The following is a 20,677-nucleotide window of genomic DNA, read 5'->3' as shown; positions in this document are numbered from 1 at the left end:
GCGTGCAATAGCTCACATCAGGATTAATTGGATTCCAGCAACGGTCTGCCCGAGCGCTGTTTTATTTGCACATCCACCCGGTTCATGACGCGCGCCAGAATCGATCGGTCCGGAACACCGGAGGCAATAAAGCCGCAGCGTTGCGCCGTGACTGGATTATCGGGAAACGCTTGCAGGGTCACGCCCTGATAAATCAATGAATGCCTGACACACGCGTACTCCTCAAGCATTTGCTTAAACTGTGCGCCCGCCGCGTGCACGGTTTCTTCATTGATCACCAACAGATCGAATACATCTCTTGCGTTATCCAATAACGTAATCAACACCTTGAGGGAATCGACAGGCACAACGCGGTGGTATCCCAAATGGCCAAGGTCTTTTTCAATACTCATTCGCCGGGTGGCATCGCTATCTACCAACGCGATCCGCAAACGTGGATTGGACATAAAAGCCCTCCTGATTGACATCAAATATTGCTGCGCGAGTTCAACTGGGTCGCCAGCCAGGCCAACGCGCGCGCAGCGTTCATGGGACGAGCACAGAGATAGCCCTGGGCCTCGTTGCATCCCAGCTTCAGTAATCCCTGGCGCTGGTTTTCGTTCTCGACGCCCTCCACCACCACTCGCATGCCCAGTGCCTCGCCCAGTGCCAATGTGCTACTGACCACGGCACGGTTGCGCGCACTGTTTTCAAGGTCGCGAGTAAATGCGGCGTCCAGTTTGATTTCGGTAAACGGCAACTGGCACAGGCGCTCCAGCGAGGAATAGCCGGTGCCGAAGTCATCAATCGACAGGCCGGCACCCATCATGCGCAGTCGTATCAGGGTGTCGAGCACGGCGGGAGAAACTTCCAGCAGGCCGCATTCAGTGATTTCAAACGTCAGACGACACGCAGCAATGGCGTGGGACTGGAGTGAGTCGCAAAGACGCGGCAGTAATAAGCCATGACCGAGCTGGTCGGACTCCAGGTTAAACGCCAGCGATAGGAACTGCTCCTGCTCTGCCGACTGCTGCAAGAACTCAAGGCCTTGTTGCAACAGCGCGAAGAACAGTTCATCCAGCGCGCCCACTTGAGCGAGCAGCGGCAAAAAATCTGCCGGATACAACAGGCCGTACTGTGGATGTTGCCAACGCGCCAGCACTTCAAAACCGCGCACCTGCCCCGTGCTCAAATTGAACTTGGGCTGGAAAAACGCCTTGAACTCATGCCTTGAAAAACCCCCAGCCACGCAGGCCTTGCTCAAGAACCCAGACCGGCTGCTTCGGCGCGCCTGCTTTGTCGGCGCGCCAATCCTCTCCAAGTAGCGGCTGAGCATAGGCGCAATGGCGCTTGCTGGCACCGGGAAGTCCACATAACCCAATACACTGATGCCCAACAGGCCTGCCATGCGATCAATTGCATCGTGCAGGTCCGTGCCATGGGCGCTGAACATAATGAGCGCTTTAGCCAAGTGGCCACGGCCGAGCACTTCGATGGCCCTCAAGCCGTGTGCGCCCTCGTCCTTCAAGTTGCACAAGGCGATATCGACAGGCCCGGTACGCTCGAGCAACTCAACGGCCGCCGCGACATCGGTAACAGCGGCCACCTCTTCACACCCGACCTCCCGGAACACCTGGGTGGCAACAAGCCGCTTGAACGGGTGTTCTTCGATGACCAGAACACGAATAGGTAGGAAGGACATGGCAGAGCACACATAAGTGGGGATGTGCGAATTATCGGCAGACCTTCAGCCGGCGTATTTAGGAACGCTCCTAGAAAGGGCCAGAAATATGTAAGGTAGAACATCTGCCCCAGCAGCCATTACCTTGCCAGTATTTACGCCAACTGATTCTGAGCTAGCCTTAACGCGCTGAGTCCTTTATGCGGTGAACTCATGGATACGTTAACGAAAGCCGAAATCGAAACGGCCCTTTCCGCTCGCCTTCCAAAGTGCGCGGTCAAGTGCGTGCTCAACCCGGACGGCAGCCTTTCAGTCACCGTAACGGCGCGCGGTATGGACCAATTCACCATCGCCAACATCAACCGCGCCCACTACCACGGTGTTTCCGGGATCAACCGGCTTGTGCGGGAAATACGTGAAGAAATGGTCATCGCCAGGCAGTCTTTCTGGCTGTCATCGGTGGGGTAACAGATATGCCAGACGCTACTGACGCAACGCTGCAACCAGTCAACATTGAATACCTGCAAGACACGCTGTTCGGTGTGAACACGCTCGCCAGCGAGTGCATGGCGCAGCTTGTGCGCGCTGCGCCCGGTGTGCAATTGCAACTTGCGCCACCATGGCCCGCGCAATTGCTGAAGGCCCACTGGATTAGCTTTGAATGGAACGGTCAGGCCTATCGTGGCGTGGTGCAGGCGGCTGAATCCTTGACCAACGGCGACTTGCTGCTGGACATCGAACCGCAGCCGTAAACGCGCGCACTTGGCAGCATTAGGCGCGTTCACCCGCCAACGCCCGCTGGTGAAAATGCGGCAGCCATTTCAACGCGTGAAGAGACGCGGCCAACTGCACCTGCTCACGAGAGCCCATAAAGCGTTCCTTGCGACTGAACACACTCAGAGCCCCGCCGTTTCGATAAGCCCAGGCAAAACAGACAGTGCCTGGGGGAATGCCGTCCATCCCATCCGGCCCCAGCAGGCCAGTGGTGGCGACCGCCACATCGGCGGGGCTGTCGCGCAGCGCGCCTTGGGCCATTTCCTGGGCGACCTCACAACTGGTGAGGTTGAACGTTTCGATGGTGTAAGGGCGTACGTTTAACAGCCGCTGTTTCGCCTCTGGCGAATACACCACGTACCCGCTTTCGATCCATGAACCGCTGCCGTCGACCTGGGAAAGCAAGGTGATGATCTTGCCTGCGGTACACGACTCCGCCGTCGTGATGACCAATTGATGGTGCTTGAGGTATTCAACGATAGAAGCAGCGACCGACATGCTGAACGCTCCTGTGCAGAGGGGTGTTGCTGATTGATTTTTGTCAAAAAAAATCGATTTGTAAAAAAGAATTTCGAAAATCTGCTGGGGTCTACAGAGGAACATCCCCCAGGAGACAGCACCATGAAGTTCGCGAAATTCTGCCAAAAACTCTCCAACCAGGCGGGCAGCTCAAAAACCTTTCTGACAGCCGTCAGCTTGATTGCTGTTTGGGCGCTCACCGGGCCTTATTTTCAATACAACGACACCTGGCAGTTAATCATCAACACCTCCACCACCATCATCACCTTCCTGATGGTGTTCCTGATCCAGAATACCCAGAACCGCGACAACGATATTCTTCATCTGAAACTGGACGAGCTGATTCGTGCCACCAAAGAAGCCCACAATGCGGCGTTGAGCCTGGATAAGCTCGGGTCGCGAGAGCTGCAGAAATTGCGCGAGCAATACAGCAAGTTGGGGCAGCCTAACGCGGTTGATGACAGCGAGCGGGAGGCGGATTCTTCCGGTTCTTCTAGCGGCCCGATCTGAGGCCTACGTGGGTCTGCGTGCCTTGCCCCCTGGCACAACGCTGTAGCGATCAAAGGTAACCACGATGCGAAGCGAGCCGCTCTTGATCTGCTCTTGATCTCAAGCGCCCCGTTAAACCACGCTGGCCGAACGCAGGCTTGAATTCGTGGGTAACCCGGCAGGACGCCGGGTTAGCCGCCCCGCGCCATGGATGGCGCGTGGCGGCGGCCCACGGATTCAAGCCTGCGTTCGGGCACACCGAGCCTAAGCGAGGTGCCGAGTGGTGGGGCAAGAGCGCTTTGCTTACTTTCGCGCTTTTCGAAAGTGAGCCGCCGTCAGGGCGGAACCCTAAGTGGCCGTTACCGCAGCAATGGATATGCACACAATCCAACTTTGTCGCCTGCCAGGCCGCCTTCGCGAGCAAGCCCGCTCCCACAATTTGATCGTGGGGCATCAGATAGATAGGGGCCGGCTGTGAGGCCGTCATCGCAGGCAAGCCAGCTCTCACAGTTTGATCGCGGGGCATCAGATAGATAGGGGCCGGCTGTGAGGCCGTCATCGCAGGCAAGCCCGCAGTTTGATCGTGGGGCATCAGGTAGATAGGGGCCGGCTGGGAGGCCGTCATCGCAGGCAAGCCAGCTCCCACAGTTTGATCGCGGGGCATCAGATAGATAGGGGCCGGCTGGGAGGCCGTCATCGCAGGCAAGCCAGCTCCCACAGTTTGATCGTGGGGCATCAGGTAGATAGGAGCCGGCTGGGAGGCCGTCATCGCAGGCAAGCCAGCTCCCACAGTTTGATCGCGGGGCATCAGATAGATAGGGGCCGGCTGTGAGGCCGTCATCGCCGGCAAGCCACATGCGTGAGTGTTCAACTCAAAGCATTTTGAACGCTCCGCACGCTCGTCTTTCCAACGAGAACAGGATTAAACCTGGCTTTGATCCTCGAGCGTGAACACACCGGCAACAGGAGGCAGCCGACCATGACTGACAACCCCACCCAACCCTTAGCCGCAGTAGCGATGCTGGCCCTGCTCAGCGCCTGCGCTGGCAACAACTCCCCCTCGAATGTCGAAGCCCCCGGAAAACCCACGACGCCCTCGACCCGAACGCTGGAAGCCGGCGCCGCCCTGCTTCAATCACGCCCCCCCATTGACGCACTGAACGCCTACCTGGACGGCTTTCACTTCTACAACGGCCACCCCGATGTACAAATGGAAGCCCATCACTACTGCGCAATCCTCAATGAAGAGGTCATCCAGTGCGTGATCTACGACGGCAACCTCAAGGATGCCAAGTTGATGGGCGTGGAGTACATCATCAGCGAGGCGCAGTTCAACACGCTGCCCGCGCCTGAGAAGGCGCTGTGGCACAGCCATGTGCATGAGGTGAAGTCAGGGCAACTGGTGGCTCCGGGGATCCCAGAGGTGGCGGAGCATGCACTGATGGAGAAGCTGGTGCGCACCTACGGCAAGACCTGGCACACCTGGCATACCGATCTGGATAAACGCCTGCCCTTGGGCGTCCCGCAATTGATGATGGGGTTCACCGCTGACGGCCAGGCCGACCCGCGTATGGTCGCCGAGCGAGATAAACGCCTGGGCATCGACAGTACCGAAAAGAAAAAGGCTCGCGCCGATATCCCCGCGCCGCCCATCGCACCCGGTGCAGACGCGTGGCGCCAGGGCACGGTTATCCAGATCGCCGACCCAACCCAAAAGGCCCACCGGCACTGACGCCGCCATTCAGTCATTTGGATTGAACGATCATTTACGGGCCCTTCTCTACCCAAGACCAGCCAAAGGAGGATGTCATGATGATTGATACCGCAACCGGAATGAGGCCTGGCGAGCGATACGCCGTGGAAAACCTGGAGCGCACACCGAACTTCAGCGGGTTTTTCCTGGACGGAAAGTACTACCTGGGCCCTGAACTGATGACGGCAGTCGGATGGCTTGAGGGCCAGACGTTTATCTACGATGAGCTCGATGCCACAGGCGAACCGGTGTTTCCCGACCGCGTCGCTGGCACCCTCGAAAACTTGACCCTGATACTGACTGACGGCGCCCGCCTACAACTGCACCCGGTGCCCGTCCACGTGCCCGAGGATTCGCCTGGCGTCGTGCAGGCCAAAGGGAAACTGCACGGCAAAACCGTGGTGATCACCGGCGCCTCCAGTGGCATTGGCCGCGCGGCTGCTCACGCCTTTGCCGAGCAAAGTACCCGCTTGGTATTGGCGGCCCGGGATGAAAAAGCCCTGGAAGAGGTGGTCGAGGAATGCGCTGCGCGCGGCGCCGAGGCCATCGCCGTTAAAACCGACGTAACCCATGGCGACCAGATGCGCGCATTGGCCGAACAGGCAGCGTCCTTCGGCAATGGCCGCATCGATATCTGGATCAATAACGCCGGTGTTGGCGCGGTCGGCAGTTTCGAGAACACGCCCCTGGAAGCCCACGAACAGGTGCTGCAAACCGACCTGCTCGGGTACCTGCGCGGCGCTCACGTGGTGTGGCCGTATTTCAAAGCCCAGAACAGCGGGATTCTGATCAACACCTTGTCACTGGGCAGCTGGGTGGCCCAGCCCTACGCCGTCGCCTACTCAGCCAGTAAATACGGCCTGCGTGGCCTGACTGAAGCCCTGCGTGGCGAGCTGACTGATTACCCGGATATTCATGTGTGCGACATCTACCCCGCCGTGATGGACACACCGGGCTTTCGCGATGGCGGCAATTTTACCGGCCACGAGTTGACGCCACCGCCACCGGTGTATGACCCACATAAAGTCGCGCAAGCGATGGTGGCCTGTGCCCTGCAACCCAGAGACAGCACCACGGTAGGCAGCGCTGCCACCGTGGCCCGCGTCGCGCATTTTTTGCTGCCTGGCTTTGCCCGGTTATCCGGCTGGCTCACCCGCCTCGGCCTCGAGCGCAGCCAGCGCACCGCGACGTCGGCAGGCAATCTCTACACCCCGGCAAGCGGTGAACGTCGCGTGGAAGGCGGCTGGCGGCAAACCCGCCGGACACCCTATGGGGTGGTCGCAATAGGCGCTGCGCTGCTAGTGGGCGGTGTTGTCGTTGCGCGCAAATATTCAGCTCGTCACAAATGAACACGGGGGCGACTGCCCCCTTTACATGAGGTAACCCAGCATGTCTTACGATTACCAAGGTACTGCCAGTGTCATCACTGCCTCGCGCCATCTTGGAACACCCTCAGATGAACGCCTTAATGAGTCTAAAAACATCCAAATGACCAGCAGCGGTAAACCGACCATCGCGCGCTTGGACTTTGACACGCCATTGGATTGGCCCGGCAATCCCAACTTTATTACCGTCAATTTGCCTGACGGTTCCTCTGTCAGCGGGGTTATCGCCGAGCTCAAACGCCCGGCGGATGGGCCTGGATGGGTCACCTTTACGGTAGATGACTAGGCCTCATCCACGCCCTGCGCCCAGTCATCGAATTGTCGGACAACTTATTTGAATTATTTTTGACGTCAAATATCTGTACTTCATGAGTATCAAGGAGGCCTCATGAAACACAACGACCTATTCACTATCGAGTACCAGCTGCACGGCGAGCCCAAGTCTTTCATCGTGCGCGCGCCGCGCATGGACAATGCCGAGGCTTGGCATTGGGCCAGTTGTGACGCTGGTGTGGCGGTGATCCCCAAATTTGGGCAACACACCTTCAAGCGTGTGTCCAAACCGATGGCGGAGAAATACGGCATTACCCAGGTGCGCTGGAGTGGCGCGGCACAGATTCAATGGGCGGAGGGCCTCAGAGGATGAACAGCCAGACTCTTGGTTACACAACGACAAACAGGCGGGACGATGAGGTCGCGCGAAACGCCGAGATGTTTTTTGAAGCGGATCGATTGGATGCCTTGGCGTACGAGATTATCGAGTCCTACAGCGGCGATGCGCAGACGTGGGCGCGCTTTACCGAGGCGAAGAAACGTGCGGATGCGCAGCGTACGGTGGCTTATCGGGAGTGGATGCGGATTCATCGTTCCAAGCGAAAATAACGTCAGTGGGCACGCATGACCTGACACTCCACGATCCAAATGTGGGAGCTGGTTTGCCTGCGATGGCGGCCTAACAGTCAACACAGTGGGGCCGGGTACATATCCGTTATTTAGGTAACGGCTACTTAGGGTTCCGCCCTGACGGCGGCTCACTTTCGAAAAGCGCGAAAGTAAGCAAAGCGCTCTTGCCCCACCACTCGGCACCTCGCTTAGGCTCGGTGTACCCGTAATCCGCCAGTGATTTGGGGGGCCGCCGCCACGCGCCATCCATGGCGCGGGGCGGCTAAACCGGCATCCCTGCCGGTTTACCCCCCAAATCCCTGTCGAATTCCGGCCAGCGTGGTTTAACGGGGCGCTTGAGATCAAAAGCAGATCAAGATCAAGAGCGGCTCGCTTCGCATCGTGGTTACCCCCCGGTGTCAGGGTAGTTGTCGTGTCCCCCGCTTTTTGAAAAGCATTCCGGGGGCGGCAAGAGTATGGTCATGCCTTTCTATTCAGAAGAACGTAAAGCTGCGCTGCTGAAAATGATGCTTCCGCCCCTGAGCCTCTCGGCGGCGGAGGTCGCTCGGCGCGAAGGTTGCAGCGATATGTCTCTCCATTATTGGCGCAAACAAGCTGCCGCCAGAGGAACGCAATTGTCCGATGCCAAGCAACCGGCCGAAAATTGGTCAGCCGAATCCAAGCTGGCGATCATCATAGAAACAGGTTCGCTATCGGAACTGGAAATCGGTGAGTACTGCCGACGAAAAGGTATTTTTCCCGAGCAAATAACCGATTGGCGCAACGCTTTTATCGCCGGCAGCACGAAACAGTCAACCGCGAAAACTGCAAGCTCCGGACAGTCACGGGATGATAAAAATCGTATCCGTGAACTTGAACGTGAGTTGCGCCGCAAAGATGCAGCCCTGGCTGAAACAGCGGCTTTACTGGTACTACGAAAAAAGCTCAATGCCTACTGGGGGAGCGACGACGAGGCCACCTGACCTTGTTGCCAGAACGGTATTTACTCGTTGATTGGCTTAATGAAGCCATTCTGGCGGGCGCCCGCAGGGCGCCTGCTTGTCAGGAGGTAGGCATTTCACTGAGGACGCTGCAACGCTGGAGCTTGCCGCAAGAACTCTTGGCAGATGGACGCACGACGACGCTCAGGCCGATACCGAACAACGCGCTCAGTGAGCTTGAGCGACAAGGCATCGTGACGCTGTGCAACAGCAAAGCTTACGCGCACCTCCCGCCAAGCCAGATCGTGCCGCAATTGGCCGATGAAGGAAGATATGTAGCCTCGGAGGCGACTTTTTATCGTGTGCTGCATGCGGCAGGTCAGCAGCATCACCGATCCAGAGCCAAGCGACCGCATCGCCATGAGGCACCGACCACTTACGCAGCGACTTCAGCTAATCAGGTGTGGTCATGGGACATCACCTACCTGCCGTCCCCGGTTCGCGGGAAATTTTACTATCTCTATCTGATCGAAGACATCTACAGCCGAAAAGCCGTGGGCTGGGAAGTTTATGAAGCCGAGAGCGGGGAAAAGGCGGCAGCGTTGCTGCAACGAAGCGTGACTCAGGAGAAGTGTTGGCGCCAGCCGCTGGTGCTTCACTCGGACAATGGTGCACCAATGAAATCGGTGACGTTACTGACCAAGATGTATGACCTGGGCATCACGCCGTCTCGCAGTCGACCACGGGTTAGCAACGACAACCCGTACTCGGAATCACTGTTCAGGACACTGAAATACTGCCCGCAGTGGCCACAGGCAGGGTTTACCAGCCTGGATGATGCGCGTATCTGGGTGAGGAATTTTATGACCTGGTACAACACCGTGCACCGTCATAGCCGGATCCGCTTCGTAACACCGGCTCAACGTCATGAAGGAAAAGACCGAGAAATCTTGGCTAGTCGAGATGCGATATACCGGCAGGCCAGAGAGAAAAGACCGGAACGATGGTCAGGAGAGACACGCAACTGGAACCCTATCGGGACGGTGTATCTGAACCCCGAAAGGGAGCTGACCGTGGTAATAAAAATCGCGTAGCGCGACGGTGGACGCGACAACTACCTTGAAAAACGCCGTTACCGTTGGGTGCTGCTACAAGCTAAAAAATTGTGTCGATACCTATGCTGCGATAGCGGCCTGACAGCCGCTCAGGATGTCAGGCCCGGCGAATACCCCTCGCGTTCATGCCCCTGACTCGGGATCTTTCGAAGGCCCTCCAGGGGCGACACCGCCTTGCTCCTTCCCGTGTTGTCCGCCTGCCGGTGACTGCGATTTATCGTTTCGCTTAGCCGCCGGCGGGCGCACCTTTCGCTCGGAGTGGTTCGGTTCGTGGCGCTTCGAGGCTTCGCTCATATCCCCCTCCTTCCTCACTGATCAAAGTATCGGCTTGCCACCCGTCACACCGTAGCGTTCGCCGGAAATATAGCTGCCTTCATCCGACGCCAGCAGTACATAGATCGGCGCCACTTCCACCGGCTGGCCGGGGCGTCCCATTGGGGTGTTGCCGCCAAAGTTTTTCACCATGTCCGGCGTCATCGTCGAGACGATCAACGGTGTCCAGATGGGCCCCGGTGCCACGCTGTTGACGCGAATCCCGCGCTCGCCGAGCATCTGCGCCAGGCCGGCGGTGAAGTTGGCAATCGCGCCCTTGGTGGCCGCATAGGGCAACAGGCTGGGGTTGGGCATATCGGAGTTGACTGAGCTGGTGTTGATGATCGAACTGCCCTCGGCCATGTGCGGCAGCGCGGCCTTGCAGATGCGGAACATCGCGGTGATGTTGACGTTGAAGGTTTTCACCCAGTCCTCGTCGGGGATGTCTTCCAGCGACTGATAGGTCATCTGGAACGCTGCGTTGTTGACCAGCACATCGATGCGGCCGAACTTCTCCACGGTGTCGTTGACGATGGCCGTGCAGTGATCCGCATTGCCCAGGTCGCCGGGCAGTAACAGGCATTGACGACCCGCCGCCTCGACCCAGCGTGCGGTTTCCTTGGCGTCTTCATGTTCATCCAGGTACGACACCGCCACGTCTGCGCCTTCACGTGCGAAGGCAATGGCCACGGCCCGCCCGATGCCGCTGTCGGCTCCGGTGACCAAGGCGATTTTATTGGCGAGCCGGCCCGAGCCTTGGTACGACTGCTCACCGCAATCGGGCATCGGGTCCATCTTGCGCTGCTCACCGGGTACGGACTGTTGCTGGGGTTGGAACGGTGGTTTTGGATAGCTGTTCATCAGAGCTTCTCCTGGGTGGGTTTCTCTTTGCGAGGGTTCGCCAGGAAGCGAAGTTCAGACGGATTTTCAGAAAATCGGATAACCGTGCTACCACGATGGCCACTCGTCAGTTTGATTAAACCTTCCGCAGGCTGCGCGCCTCAACCGGGTGTAAGTGGTCGGTCGAATGACCGGGTGGCCTAAACGCATTTTTTGTTGGCGGCAGGTTTTCAGCTATATTTCACTGTCGGTTCAGCCCTCGCCCTCGTTGCTCAAGTTCTTCCCTCTACACCCGTCTTCCTGTGCGCCGTTATCCAAGGTTGGTATTTATGAAGTCTGCCCCCCCGCGGTCCCCTAACGTTCCGCAACGCAAAGATCTGACCCCCAGCAACTTGAATTTCCCGGTGGTGGGTATTGGCGCGTCGGCGGGCGGGCTGCAAGCCGTGAAAGCGTTCTTCGAGCACATGCCCAGAGACTGCGGCATGGCCTTTGTGGTGATTCTGCATCTTTCGCCCGACCATCAAAGTGTGGCGGGCAAGATCATTCAGGAAACGACCCGCATGCCGGTGTCGCAGGTCAATGACGCCACGCCCATCGAAAAGAATCACGTATACGTCATCTCGCCAGCACAGCTCTTGAAGATGAATGATGGCTACCTCGCGGTCTCACCTTCCGTGCGCGAAGGTGGACCGCACATTGCCATCGACCTGTTTTTTCGCGACCTGGCAGACACCCATAAAGAACGCGCGTTTTGTCTGATCCTGTCTGGTACCGGCTCAGATGGCGCGGTAGGGCTGTCGCGCATCAAAGAACAAGGCGGCATCACCCTGGTACAAGCACCGGAAGACGCCGAGTACGATGGCATGCCGCTGGCGGCCATCGAAACCCAGATGGTCGACCTGGTGCTGCCTGTGGTGGAAATGCCGCAGAAGCTGCTGGAACTGTGGCGCAATGCCCAGTCGATTGTGCTGCCCACCGCCAACGACCCTGAGATCAAGACCACCCCACCCAGCACCGAGCGCGATGCCGCCGTGGCCGAGCAGCTGTTGCTGGATATTCTGATCCAGTTGCGCGCCAGTACCGGGCATGACTTCAAGCATTACAAACGCGCCACGGTGTTGCGTCGTATCGAGCGGCGCTTGCAGGTCACGGCTCAACCCGACCTGGCCACCTATTACAACTTCCTCCAGGCCAACCCGGACGAAACCAAGGCGTTGCTGGGCGACATGCTGATTGGCGTGACCAACTTCTTCCGCGACCGCGAGGCCTTCGAAGCCCTTGAGCGAGACGTGATCCCCAACCTGGTGAAGTCACTGGAAGACAGCGTGCCGCACCGTGAGGAGGTGCGCATCTGGTCGGCGGGTTGCTCCACCGGCGAGGAGGCCTACAGCCTGGCGATGCTGGTGGCCGAGCAACTGGCGCTGGATGCCAGCGGCGCAAAGATGCAGGTGTTTGCCACCGATATTGATGAGCGGGCCATTACCCATGGCCGCAATGGTGTGTACCCCGAAGCGATCATCACCGACGTACCGCCTCAACGGTTGCGCCAGTACTTTGCCAAGGAGAAGAATCAGCACTACCGGGTGCGCAAGGAAATTCGCGAGAAGGTGTTGTTCGCCAAACACAGCCTGCTGGCCGACCCACCGTTCTCGCAGATCGACCTGATCGTGTGCCGCAACCTGTTGATCTACCTGGACCGCGAAGTGCAGCGCGACATCCTGCAAATGTTCCACTTCGCGTTGCGCCCCGGTGGCTACCTGTTCCTCGGCTCTTCGGAGTCGGCCGACGGCTGCCTGGACCTGTTCGTACCGGTGGACAAGCGCAACCGCATTTTCAGGGTGCGTGCCGGCTCATCCGCCGTACGCCGCGCCCCAACCATGCCACGTGGCGGCTATCTGCGCCCGAGCACCACGACACTGACGATTGAAACCAAGGCGCCCAACAAGGTCTCGTTCGCGGATATCCACCTGCGCGCCCTGGAAAAAGCCGCGCCGCCCAGCGTCATCGTGAATATGCAGGCCGATATCCTGCACATGAGCGAAGGCGCCGGGCGATTCCTGCGCTACGTGGCCGGCGAGGTGACGCACAACCTGCTGACGCTGGTGCACCCCGATTTGCGCCTGGATATTCGCACCACGCTGTTCCAGGTCCAGCAATCGAATAACCCGGTGTCTTCGCGCAAGATCCGCATCCAACGCGAGCAAGGCCCCTTCCTGGTGGACATCAGCGCCCGCCCCTACCGCGATGAAGCGACCGAAAACGACTACGTGCTGGTGATCTTCCAGGAAACCGCCGTCGACCCGTTGCTGCCCGACATCGACGCCGTCAGCCAGGCCGAAAACGCGATCATGAGCAACCTGGAGCGCGAGCTGCAACGCACCAAGTTGCACCTGCAGGACACCATCGAACAGGCGGAAGTCTCCAGCGAGGAACTCAAGGCCTCCAACGAAGAAATGCAGGCCGTCAACGAAGAACTGCGCTCGGCCACCGAGGAGCTGGAAACCAGCAAGGAAGAGCTGCAGTCGATCAACGAAGAACTGCTGACCGTCAATTTCGAGCTCAAGACCAAGGTGGAAGAGACGGACAAGGTCAACGATTATCTGACCAACCTGATCGCGTCCACCGACATCGCCACGGTCTTCGTCGACCGCAACATGCGCATTCGCTGGTTCACACCGCGGGCCACGGATATTTTTAGCATGCTGCCCGTGGACACCGGGCGTTCGCTGCTGGACATCACCCACCGCCTCGATTACCCGCAAATGACCGAAGACGCCACCACCGTGTTTGAGTCGCTGAGCATGATCGAGCGGGAAATCAGCAGCAACGACGACCGCTGGTACATTGCGCGGTTACTGCCGTACCGCTCCAGCGAAGATCACATTGACGGCACCGTGCTGACCTTCATTGATATCACCAAGCGGCGCCAGGCCGAAGAGGAACTGCGCCTGGGCGAGGAGCGCATGCGCCTGGTCGCCGAGAGCACCCATGACTTTGCCATCATCATCCTCGATGATCATGGCGCCATCACCGACTGGAACACCGGTGCCGAACTGATCTTCGGCTACACCAAGGACGAGGTGCTGGGCGCTTATTACGACCTGATTTTCTCCCCGGAAGACCGCTCCGCTGGGGTACCGGAGAGCGAACTGCGCACCGCCCGCGAACATGGGCGTGGCGAAGATGAACGCTGGCACGTGCGCAAGGACGGCAGCCGCTTCTATTGCAGTGGCGAGGTCACCCAGCTCAAGAGCAACAGTTTGCGCGGCTACGTCAAGATTGCCCGGGACCTTACCGGCCACAAGCGCACGCAAGATGAACAGAATCAGCGCTTGAAGGAAACCCAGACCAACAGCCACCTCAAGGATGAGTTCTTCGCGGTGATGTCCCACGAACTCAAGCATCCGTTGAACCTGATCCAGCTGAACGCCGAACTGTTGCGGCGCTTGCCCGCCACCAAGGTTGCGGGCCCGGCCATCAAGGCGGTCAATACCATCTGCGAAGCGGTGTCCAGCCAGGCGCGGATCATTGACGACCTGCTGGACGTCGCCCGGGTTCGCACGGGCAAGCTGAAGCTGAAAAAGCAACCGATCGACCTGATTCGCACCCTCAAGGACATTCATAGCGTGGTGCTTGCCGACGGCCACCGTCGCCAGGTCAGCCTTCAAACTCCTTCGGTGCCGGGCCCACTGATCGTTGACGTAGACCCCACGCGCATCGAGCAAGTGATCTGGAACCTGGTCAACAACGCCCTGAAATTCACCCCCGAGGACGGCCAGGTGCAGTTGGTGGTCAGCCGAACGGACGGGCGCGCGCAACTGGACGTCATCGACAGCGGCGCAGGCCTGGCCGCAGACAGCCTGGAGAAAATCTTCGACCTGTTCGGGCAAGCGGAAAACCAGCATCAGACCCATCAGCGTGAAGGCCTGGGCATTGGCTTGTCGCTGGTACGGCAGTTGGTGGAGGCCCATGGTGGTTCGGTGAGTGTGCACTCGCGAGGGTTGGGCTTTGGTTGCACCTTCTCGATCTGGTTGCCGCTGTGCGAACAACAGAATCATCTGCTGGATAGCGGCGCTACCCAGCACGAAGATCAGCGCCTCAATGGCCTCAAGGTGTTACTGGTCGATGATTCAGCCGAAGTGCTTGAAGTACTGAATATGCTGCTGGAAATGGAAGGCGCCCAAGTGAGCGCCTTCAGCGACCCTTTGAGCGCGCTTGAAACAGCCCGGGATGCCCATTACGACGTGATTATTTCGGACATCGGCATGCCGAAAATGAATGGCCATGAGCTGATGCAGAAGCTGCGCAAAGTAGGCCACCTTCGACAGGCTCCGGCTATTGCCTTGACCGGCTACGGCGCTGGCAATGACCAGAAAAAGGCGACTGAATCGGGCTTTAATGCGCATGTCAGCAAACCCGTAGGCCATGATTCGCTCATCACTTTGATCGAAAAACTGTGCCGCTCACGCCCTTAGGCGTAGGGCAGGCGCTCAAGGGTAGATGAACTGAGAAAAGCGCACGGACGCGCCCGTTTTTGGTCGCGACACCTGGGTCTCCACACTGCCCATCGTGTCGCTGCGCAAGGTCAGGTACAACACGGCGTGGCCGGCGTTGTCACTCTGCATCCAGACGCTCACGCCCTCCCCGGCCGCCCTGGCCTTGAGCGGCTGAGGCTGCAGCATCTCGATATTGAAACCGCGCAGCAGCTCACCGCTCAACTCGACCTCCAGGGGTTCTTGGGCCTTGCCTTGCACATGAATCACCAGCCCGTCGGAGGCACCATTGCGCAAAAAGCGTTGGTACTCCACGCGCAACTGCCCATCGGCACTGCGCACTTCGCGGTTGCTCAGCGGCCCGCTGGAAAACAAGCCTGCCAAGCTCAAGCCGATCAGCGCCAGCAGCGCGTACCAACCCACCCGCTCAAAGCGCCAGACCTTGCGCTGCAAGGCCATGTTTTCCTGCACCGGATAATTGCGGCTGTGTAAGTCGTCGGGGCCTGGGTTGTTCATAGCGCGGCCCGGACTCAGCCCTTGCTGTGCTCGGGAGAAGACGGCCCCTTGGTGACACCCCTTGGGCCGGCAATCGCCCATATTGCGGCGCCCAAGAACGGCAGGACCACGACTACCGCACTCCAGCCTGCCTTGCTCGCCGAGGCGTTATCGCTGCGCCAGATGCTGTTGATGATCCACGCATCAAGCAGTACGAGGATCACTGCCAGGCCTATCCAGAAGTAAGTGGTTTGCATGATGCACCTCCAGGTTATGTAACTTTGGGTGCACAGGCGCAGGCAGGGTTCATTATTTTTAAGGGCCTACCGTTGGACTCATCGACACTGAGCAAGTAGACACCCAACAGCCCCATCGGACTCGCCGTCTTCGAGGCTGCTTTTGACAATCGCAGGGTGCCATTGCTGGATCTCACCAAACTTCTTCATCACGCTCCAGGCGCGTTGTGCACGGCGTTCAAAACAGCGGAGAATTCAACCATTGGCATCGTATGACCCTTTGAATAGACAGCCCGGCGATCCCGGCATCAGGCGTGCCGGGATCGGTTGATGCTTACGCGTCGAACTGGTGATACACCTTGGCAATCACCTTCCAGACACCCTCAATTTTGATCAGTGTCAGGTAGTCGTTGTAATCGGCGCCAATCGCATCGTTTTCCATATCGACACGTACTACTGCGGTGCTCGGCGTAATTGCCAATACGTCAAGGCGAGTGGTGATTTGGGGGGCGCCGCCGTTCTTCGCAACGAAATCAAACAGGTTGTTGATCGGGCCGCCGAGCAACTCGCCATTGGTGAACCCATACATCACTGCGTCTTGATGGAAGGCTTGTGCAACGCTTTGAGCATTACCGGTACGCAGACCTTCCACGTACTGATTGGCTGTGGCGATGACAGCGTCGTACGCGTGGGTGGGTACTGCCTTGATATTCTTTGACATGCTTGTTTTTCCTTTCATGGGGGATGAGATGCCACACCGCTCGCCTGACATAGCCGAGGGGTCTGGCTGAATGAGTCAATGACCGCCGCCCGTTACCAATCCTGGCGCGTCGGCGAGATGATCAAGTCATTGACGGTGACGTTTTCCGGCTGGTTGAGCGCGTAAATCACTGCACGGGCGACATCGTCAGGCCCAATTGCAATCCGGTTCAGCGCCTGGGCAGCCTTGCGCCCCTGCGGATCACTGACCTTGTCCGCCCACCCTGTATTGATGACGCCAGGGCTGATCGTGTTAACGCGAATACCGTGCTGCACGCCAAGTTCTTTGCGCATGGACTCGGTCATGGCCTGGACGAAAAACTTGGTCGCACTGTAGACACCCGCAGACGGCCCTACCTGATGCCCTGCAACAGAGTCCATATTGAGAATCTGCCCGGACTTCTGTTCCAACATGAACGGCAATACTGCAGCCGTCATGTTGAGGTAACCCTTGATGTTCACATCGATCATCTTTTCCCAATCTTGCACGGCCAGATCAACCCAACGGGAAAAAAGCATCAGGCCAGCGTTGTTCACCAGAATGTCGATGGCGCCGTATGTTTCACGGGCAAACCTGGCAAGTGCCTGGGTTTGATCCGGTTGAGTCACATCAGTAGTAAACGCGACCACCTCACTTGCGGCCTCGCGCAGGTCAGCGACGAAAGACTCCAACGCCTCTTCATCAAGGGCGGCGGCAACCACACGCGCACCTTGCGCTACCAGCGCCCGGGTGGTTGCCGCGCCGATGCCTGAGGATGCGCCCGTGACGATGACTACCTTGTTTTGCAGGTAATTCATGTTCAATACCTTTTTGCAATGACTGCTATTGCGACGCCTGCGCCTTAATTAGCGCGGGACCTTGCTAGTGAGGCGTCAGCGGTTGGCCAATCGATGTAACCTTTTGCACCCCCGCCGTAGTAACTCTCGCGTGGAGCGATGGTCAGCTCAATACCGCGACGCAGACGCTCGACGAGGTCGGGGTTGGAAATGAACAAGCGACCAAATGCAACCGCATCGATCCGGCCCTGCGCCCGGCGTTCGATTGCCATCGCCAGGTCATAGTTGTTATTGCCTATGAATGGCCCTTCAAACTGGGCACTCAGTGCATCCAGGTCCACGCCTTCGGGCACGGTGCGGGAGGTCGCCGTGGCGCCCTCAACAAAATGCAGGTACGCCAGGTTCAATTGATTGAGCTGCTGGATCAGGTAGCCATAAGTCGCCATGACATTGCTGTCAGGAGGCGTATTACCGGCATCAGGGGTCACCGGTGAAAGGCGAATACCGACACGGTCGTTACCCCATATCGAAACCACGGCTTCGGTGACTTCCAAGGTCAGTCGCACCCGGTTCTCAATGGAGCCACCGTATTGATCGGTGCGTTTGTTAGTGGAATCACGCAGGAATTGATCGAGCAGATAGCTGTTGGCCGAATGCACTTCTACGCCATCAAAACCGGCTCGTTTGGCGTTCTCGGCGGCCCGCTTGTATTGCTCGATGATCCCTGGGAGCTCCGAGGTTTGCAGCGCACGAGGCGTCGACACCTCGACAAAGCCATTTTCGGTGTAGGTGCTACCTTCAGCCTTAATCGCCGAAGGCGCTACCGGCGCTTCGCCGTTGGGTTGCAACTCGACACTGGAAAAACGTCCCACGTGCCACAACTGACTGACAATTTTGCCGCCCGCCGCGTGCACTGCGTCGGTGACCTTTTTCCAGCCGGCCACCTGTTCTTGCGACCAGATTCCCGGAGTCATGGCATAGCCACGTCCTTGGGCAGAAATGTTCGTCGCTTCGGCAATGATCAAGCCGGCACTGGCACGTTGAGCGTAGTAAGTGGCGTGCATTTCATTTGGCACACCGTCGTCGGCCATCCGGCTCCGTGTGACGGGCGCCATGACTATCCGGTTAGCCAATTGCAGCGCCCCCAGATGCATGGGAGAAAAAAGGTCGGTATCCGTGGTGATATCGGTCATAAAGCCTCTCGATAAATTAGACCGGTCGTCTAGTAAAGTGGTAAAAAAAAACGCCCCTATGCCAGCAGACGCTTACTCGTGTTCAGCGCTGTTTCGAAAGCAGCCGTTGTGTTTCGCACCTTCACTAACAGTGAAGCCCCAAGCCACAGTTGATACAACGATTCAGCCAATGTCTCGGCGTTCTGGGTCGACGTGATGGAGCCATCGGCCATCCCCTGTTCAATACACCGGGTGATCCTCTGGATAATCAGCGCGGTGCCCTCTTCAAGTACGCTGCGCATGTCCTCCGAGAGGTCGCACACTTCTGCGCCGAGCTTCACCACCAGGCATTTCTCCTCGGGATGATCGAACGCCTGTGTCTTCGCCCAGTAACTCAGGTAGCCAATCAGCCGCTCGGCGCCAGTCCCTTGCGCTGCCATGACGATGTCTACCCGACCGATATACTCTTGGAAATACTCTTCCAGTAGTGCCTGGCCGAACTCCTCCTTGGAGCGGAAGTAGTGATAAAACGAGCCCTTGGGCACGCCCGCCGTCGTCAATACTTCCATAAGACCGACGGCGGTATAGCCCTTGTGGGTCATCAGTGTCTTCGCTACATCGATGATGTGCTGTCGCATGTCCAGATTAGATTTTTTCATAATGACGAGAGCCTATCCAAAACTAGACCGGTCGTCTACAAAACATTAGCAATACCTGACGAATGACCTCCTGCGTTCTCGCCTATCGTTGCTCCTGCAAACGACTAAGCCCGTGCGGCTGGATAATCCGCTGAAGGTCTGAGCTCGACCTTTTCCCACTTGGCGATGACTAACGGGGCAATGGCATTGCCCAACACGTTCAACGTAGTGGTTCCACTGTCGATGATCCTGAAAATGCCAGCGATCAACGCCACGCCTTCCAGTGGAAGACCTGCTGAGGCCAATGTCGCTGACAAGATGATGATGGCGAAACCTGGCACCCCTGCTGCGCCCTTGGAAGTCAGCACCATGGTCACCACCAACAGCATCTGTTGGGATAACGACAGGTCGATGCCATGGAGTTGCGCGACAAAGATCGTCGCCACCCCAAGAAAAATCGACGCACCATCGAGGTTGAACGCATACCCCACCGGCACCACGAAACTGACGATCCGACGCGGCACGCCGTAACTTTCCATCTTTGTCATCAACTGCGGCATCACTGCGGCCGAGGCGGCACTTGAGAACGCGAGCATCAACTCATCGCGCAAGTACCGGATCAACTTGAAAATGTTTTCGCCTATCAAGTAACAAATACCGCCAAGTACCACCAACGCAAAAACAATCAGCGCCAGGTACACAACACCAATCAACTTGAGCAATGGCAACAAAGAAGCGAAACCAAACGTCGCCACGGTCGCGCCGATCATGCCGAACACACCCACAGGCGCATAAGCCATAACCATGGAGACAACCTTGAACATCGCATCGCAAACACTTTGAAGCAGTGCGATGACCGGTGCGTTTTTCTCTTTCGGCAAGGCGTTCAATGCCAAGCCGAACAGCACGGCAAAAAACAACACCGACAGCAATTTCCCCTCGGACATCGCAGCCAATACGTTATCGGGCACGATGTTCTGCAATATTACCAGCGCTCCTTTCGGCGGCTCCAGCATGATGGATGCAGCACCGTGCGAAACACCGGAAATATCGGTACCTGTTCCCGGTTCGAAGAGATTTGCGAAACACAAGCCTATGACGACGGCCAGCGCGGTAATCGCAAAGAAATAACCGAGCGAGCGCACACCCATGCGGCCAAATGACTTGCTGTCTGGGCCACCGGCAATGCCCAGAATCATGCAGCAGAACACGATTGGCACAACGACCATCTTCATCATCTTGATAAAGATGTCACCAAGCGGTTTCAGAACCTGCACGCTGACCCATGCCTGATAGTGCGGATGGGTATTGAAGTACCAACCGACAAGCACGCCAAGCAACAGCCCGGCAACGATTTGCCACACCAAGGGAATACGTTTCATGTCTAGCCTTCTTGTTGGTATGAAAGGTCTGCGTTATCAGCAGTTGCTAGAGTCA

Annotated in this window: 21 protein-coding genes; 10 read left to right on the top strand and 11 right to left on the bottom strand. The window is 57.9% G+C overall.

Annotated features, from left to right (window positions below):
• Positions 1-23: 23 nt before the first annotated feature.
• Both ACWHXD_RS11580 and ACWHXD_RS11575 read right to left on the bottom strand, forming a co-directional pair.
• Positions 24-446: an ANTAR domain-containing protein gene (locus ACWHXD_RS11580; protein WP_044273265.1), complete on the bottom strand. Its 423-nt coding sequence runs from the start codon at positions 444-446 to the stop codon at positions 24-26.
• A gap of 20 nt (positions 447-466) precedes the next feature.
• Positions 467-1,681, bottom strand: coding sequence for an EAL domain-containing response regulator (locus ACWHXD_RS11575; protein WP_138763215.1), 1,215 nt, complete (start codon positions 1,679-1,681; stop codon positions 467-469).
• 192 nt (positions 1,682-1,873) lie between these two features.
• Here ACWHXD_RS11575 and ACWHXD_RS11570 point away from each other — a divergent pair, with 192 nt between their 5' ends.
• The gene (locus tag ACWHXD_RS11570) at positions 1,874-2,128 is read left to right on the top strand and encodes a DUF1652 domain-containing protein (RefSeq protein ID WP_032892356.1); all 255 of its coding nucleotides are present in this window, start codon (positions 1,874-1,876) and stop codon (positions 2,126-2,128) included.
• A gap of 5 nt (positions 2,129-2,133) precedes the next feature.
• Positions 2,134-2,412, top strand: a complete 279-nt coding sequence (locus tag ACWHXD_RS11565) for a hypothetical protein (protein ID WP_138763216.1) — start codon at positions 2,134-2,136, stop codon at positions 2,410-2,412.
• A 19-nt stretch (positions 2,413-2,431) separates the two neighbouring features.
• Here ACWHXD_RS11565 and ACWHXD_RS11560 read toward each other — a convergent pair whose 3' ends face one another.
• Positions 2,432-2,932, bottom strand: coding sequence for a CinA family protein (locus ACWHXD_RS11560; protein ID WP_034127098.1), 501 nt, complete (start codon positions 2,930-2,932; stop codon positions 2,432-2,434).
• A gap of 123 nt (positions 2,933-3,055) precedes the next feature.
• Between ACWHXD_RS11560 and ACWHXD_RS11555 the strand changes: the two genes are divergently transcribed.
• The 7 genes from ACWHXD_RS11555 (at position 3,056) to ACWHXD_RS11525 (ending at position 9,497) form a co-directional block, all read left to right on the top strand.
• Positions 3,056-3,463 carry a low affinity iron permease family protein gene (locus ACWHXD_RS11555; protein WP_003190428.1) on the top strand — a complete coding sequence of 136 codons (408 nt, stop codon included), beginning with the start codon at positions 3,056-3,058 and terminating at the stop codon, positions 3,461-3,463.
• A gap of 958 nt (positions 3,464-4,421) precedes the next feature.
• Positions 4,422-5,174 carry an OBAP family protein gene (locus ACWHXD_RS11550; RefSeq protein WP_138763217.1) on the top strand — a complete coding sequence of 251 codons (753 nt, stop codon included), beginning with the start codon at positions 4,422-4,424 and terminating at the stop codon, positions 5,172-5,174.
• An 80-nt stretch (positions 5,175-5,254) separates the two neighbouring features.
• Positions 5,255-6,544 carry an SDR family oxidoreductase gene (locus ACWHXD_RS11545; protein ID WP_138763220.1) on the top strand — a complete coding sequence of 430 codons (1,290 nt, stop codon included), beginning with the start codon at positions 5,255-5,257 and terminating at the stop codon, positions 6,542-6,544.
• Between the two features lie 40 nt (positions 6,545-6,584).
• A complete protein-coding gene (locus ACWHXD_RS11540) occupies positions 6,585-6,866 on the top strand; it encodes a hypothetical protein (RefSeq protein WP_138763218.1) in 282 nt (93 codons plus the stop codon).
• A 102-nt stretch (positions 6,867-6,968) separates the two neighbouring features.
• Entirely contained in the window at positions 6,969-7,226 is a 258-nt protein-coding gene (locus tag ACWHXD_RS11535; protein ID WP_003190423.1) for a DUF6555 family protein, read from the top strand.
• Positions 7,223-7,462: a hypothetical protein gene (locus ACWHXD_RS11530; RefSeq protein WP_032892362.1), complete on the top strand. Its 240-nt coding sequence runs from the start codon at positions 7,223-7,225 to the stop codon at positions 7,460-7,462. Before ACWHXD_RS11535 ends, ACWHXD_RS11530 begins: the two co-directional genes overlap by 4 nt.
• 482 nt (positions 7,463-7,944) lie before the next feature.
• Positions 7,945-9,497, top strand: a protein-coding gene (locus ACWHXD_RS11525) for an IS3 family transposase (RefSeq protein ID WP_192901687.1) whose coding sequence is annotated in 2 segments (ribosomal slippage) — positions 7,945-8,407 and positions 8,407-9,497 — 1,554 coding nt in all. Because the reading frame shifts where the segments join, the coding sequence is not laid out codon by codon here.
• A 336-nt stretch (positions 9,498-9,833) separates the two neighbouring features.
• On the opposite strand, the gene ACWHXD_RS11520 is transcribed toward ACWHXD_RS11525, so the two are convergent.
• Positions 9,834-10,691, bottom strand: coding sequence for an SDR family oxidoreductase (locus ACWHXD_RS11520; protein WP_138762640.1), 858 nt, complete (start codon positions 10,689-10,691; stop codon positions 9,834-9,836).
• Positions 10,692-10,999: 308 nt separating this feature from the next.
• On the opposite strand from ACWHXD_RS11520, the gene ACWHXD_RS11515 reads away from it, so the two are divergent.
• Complete coding sequence (locus tag ACWHXD_RS11515; protein ID WP_138762641.1) at positions 11,000-15,145, top strand: CheR family methyltransferase; 4,146 nt, start codon at positions 11,000-11,002, stop codon at positions 15,143-15,145.
• A 15-nt stretch (positions 15,146-15,160) separates the two neighbouring features.
• On the opposite strand, the gene ACWHXD_RS11510 is transcribed toward ACWHXD_RS11515, so the two are convergent.
• From ACWHXD_RS11510 to ACWHXD_RS11480, 7 genes are all read right to left on the bottom strand, one after another.
• Positions 15,161-15,679, bottom strand: a complete 519-nt coding sequence (locus tag ACWHXD_RS11510) for a hypothetical protein (protein WP_098952003.1) — start codon at positions 15,677-15,679, stop codon at positions 15,161-15,163.
• 14 nt (positions 15,680-15,693) lie between these two features.
• Positions 15,694-15,915, bottom strand: coding sequence for a PLDc N-terminal domain-containing protein (locus tag ACWHXD_RS11505; protein ID WP_003190416.1), 222 nt, complete (start codon positions 15,913-15,915; stop codon positions 15,694-15,696).
• 313 nt (positions 15,916-16,228) lie between these two features.
• Positions 16,229-16,615, bottom strand: coding sequence for a nuclear transport factor 2 family protein (locus tag ACWHXD_RS11500; protein ID WP_032892368.1), 387 nt, complete (start codon positions 16,613-16,615; stop codon positions 16,229-16,231).
• 92 nt (positions 16,616-16,707) lie between these two features.
• Positions 16,708-17,451: an SDR family oxidoreductase gene (locus ACWHXD_RS11495; protein ID WP_032892370.1), complete on the bottom strand. Its 744-nt coding sequence runs from the start codon at positions 17,449-17,451 to the stop codon at positions 16,708-16,710.
• Between the two features lie 44 nt (positions 17,452-17,495).
• The gene (locus ACWHXD_RS11490) at positions 17,496-18,623 is read right to left on the bottom strand and encodes an alkene reductase (protein ID WP_098952004.1); all 1,128 of its coding nucleotides are present in this window, start codon (positions 18,621-18,623) and stop codon (positions 17,496-17,498) included.
• Positions 18,624-18,679: 56 nt separating this feature from the next.
• The gene (locus tag ACWHXD_RS11485; RefSeq protein WP_032892373.1) at positions 18,680-19,261 is read right to left on the bottom strand and encodes a TetR/AcrR family transcriptional regulator; all 582 of its coding nucleotides are present in this window, start codon (positions 19,259-19,261) and stop codon (positions 18,680-18,682) included.
• A gap of 104 nt (positions 19,262-19,365) precedes the next feature.
• Entirely contained in the window at positions 19,366-20,622 is a 1,257-nt protein-coding gene (locus ACWHXD_RS11480; protein WP_098952005.1) for a cation:dicarboxylate symporter family transporter, read from the bottom strand.
• Positions 20,623-20,677: the final 55 nt, after the last annotated feature.

It is taken from the genome of Pseudomonas fjordensis, assembly GCF_976987115.1.
The sequence above is the reverse complement of the archived record's forward strand: the minus strand, read 5'-3'. Positions and strand labels throughout refer to the sequence as shown.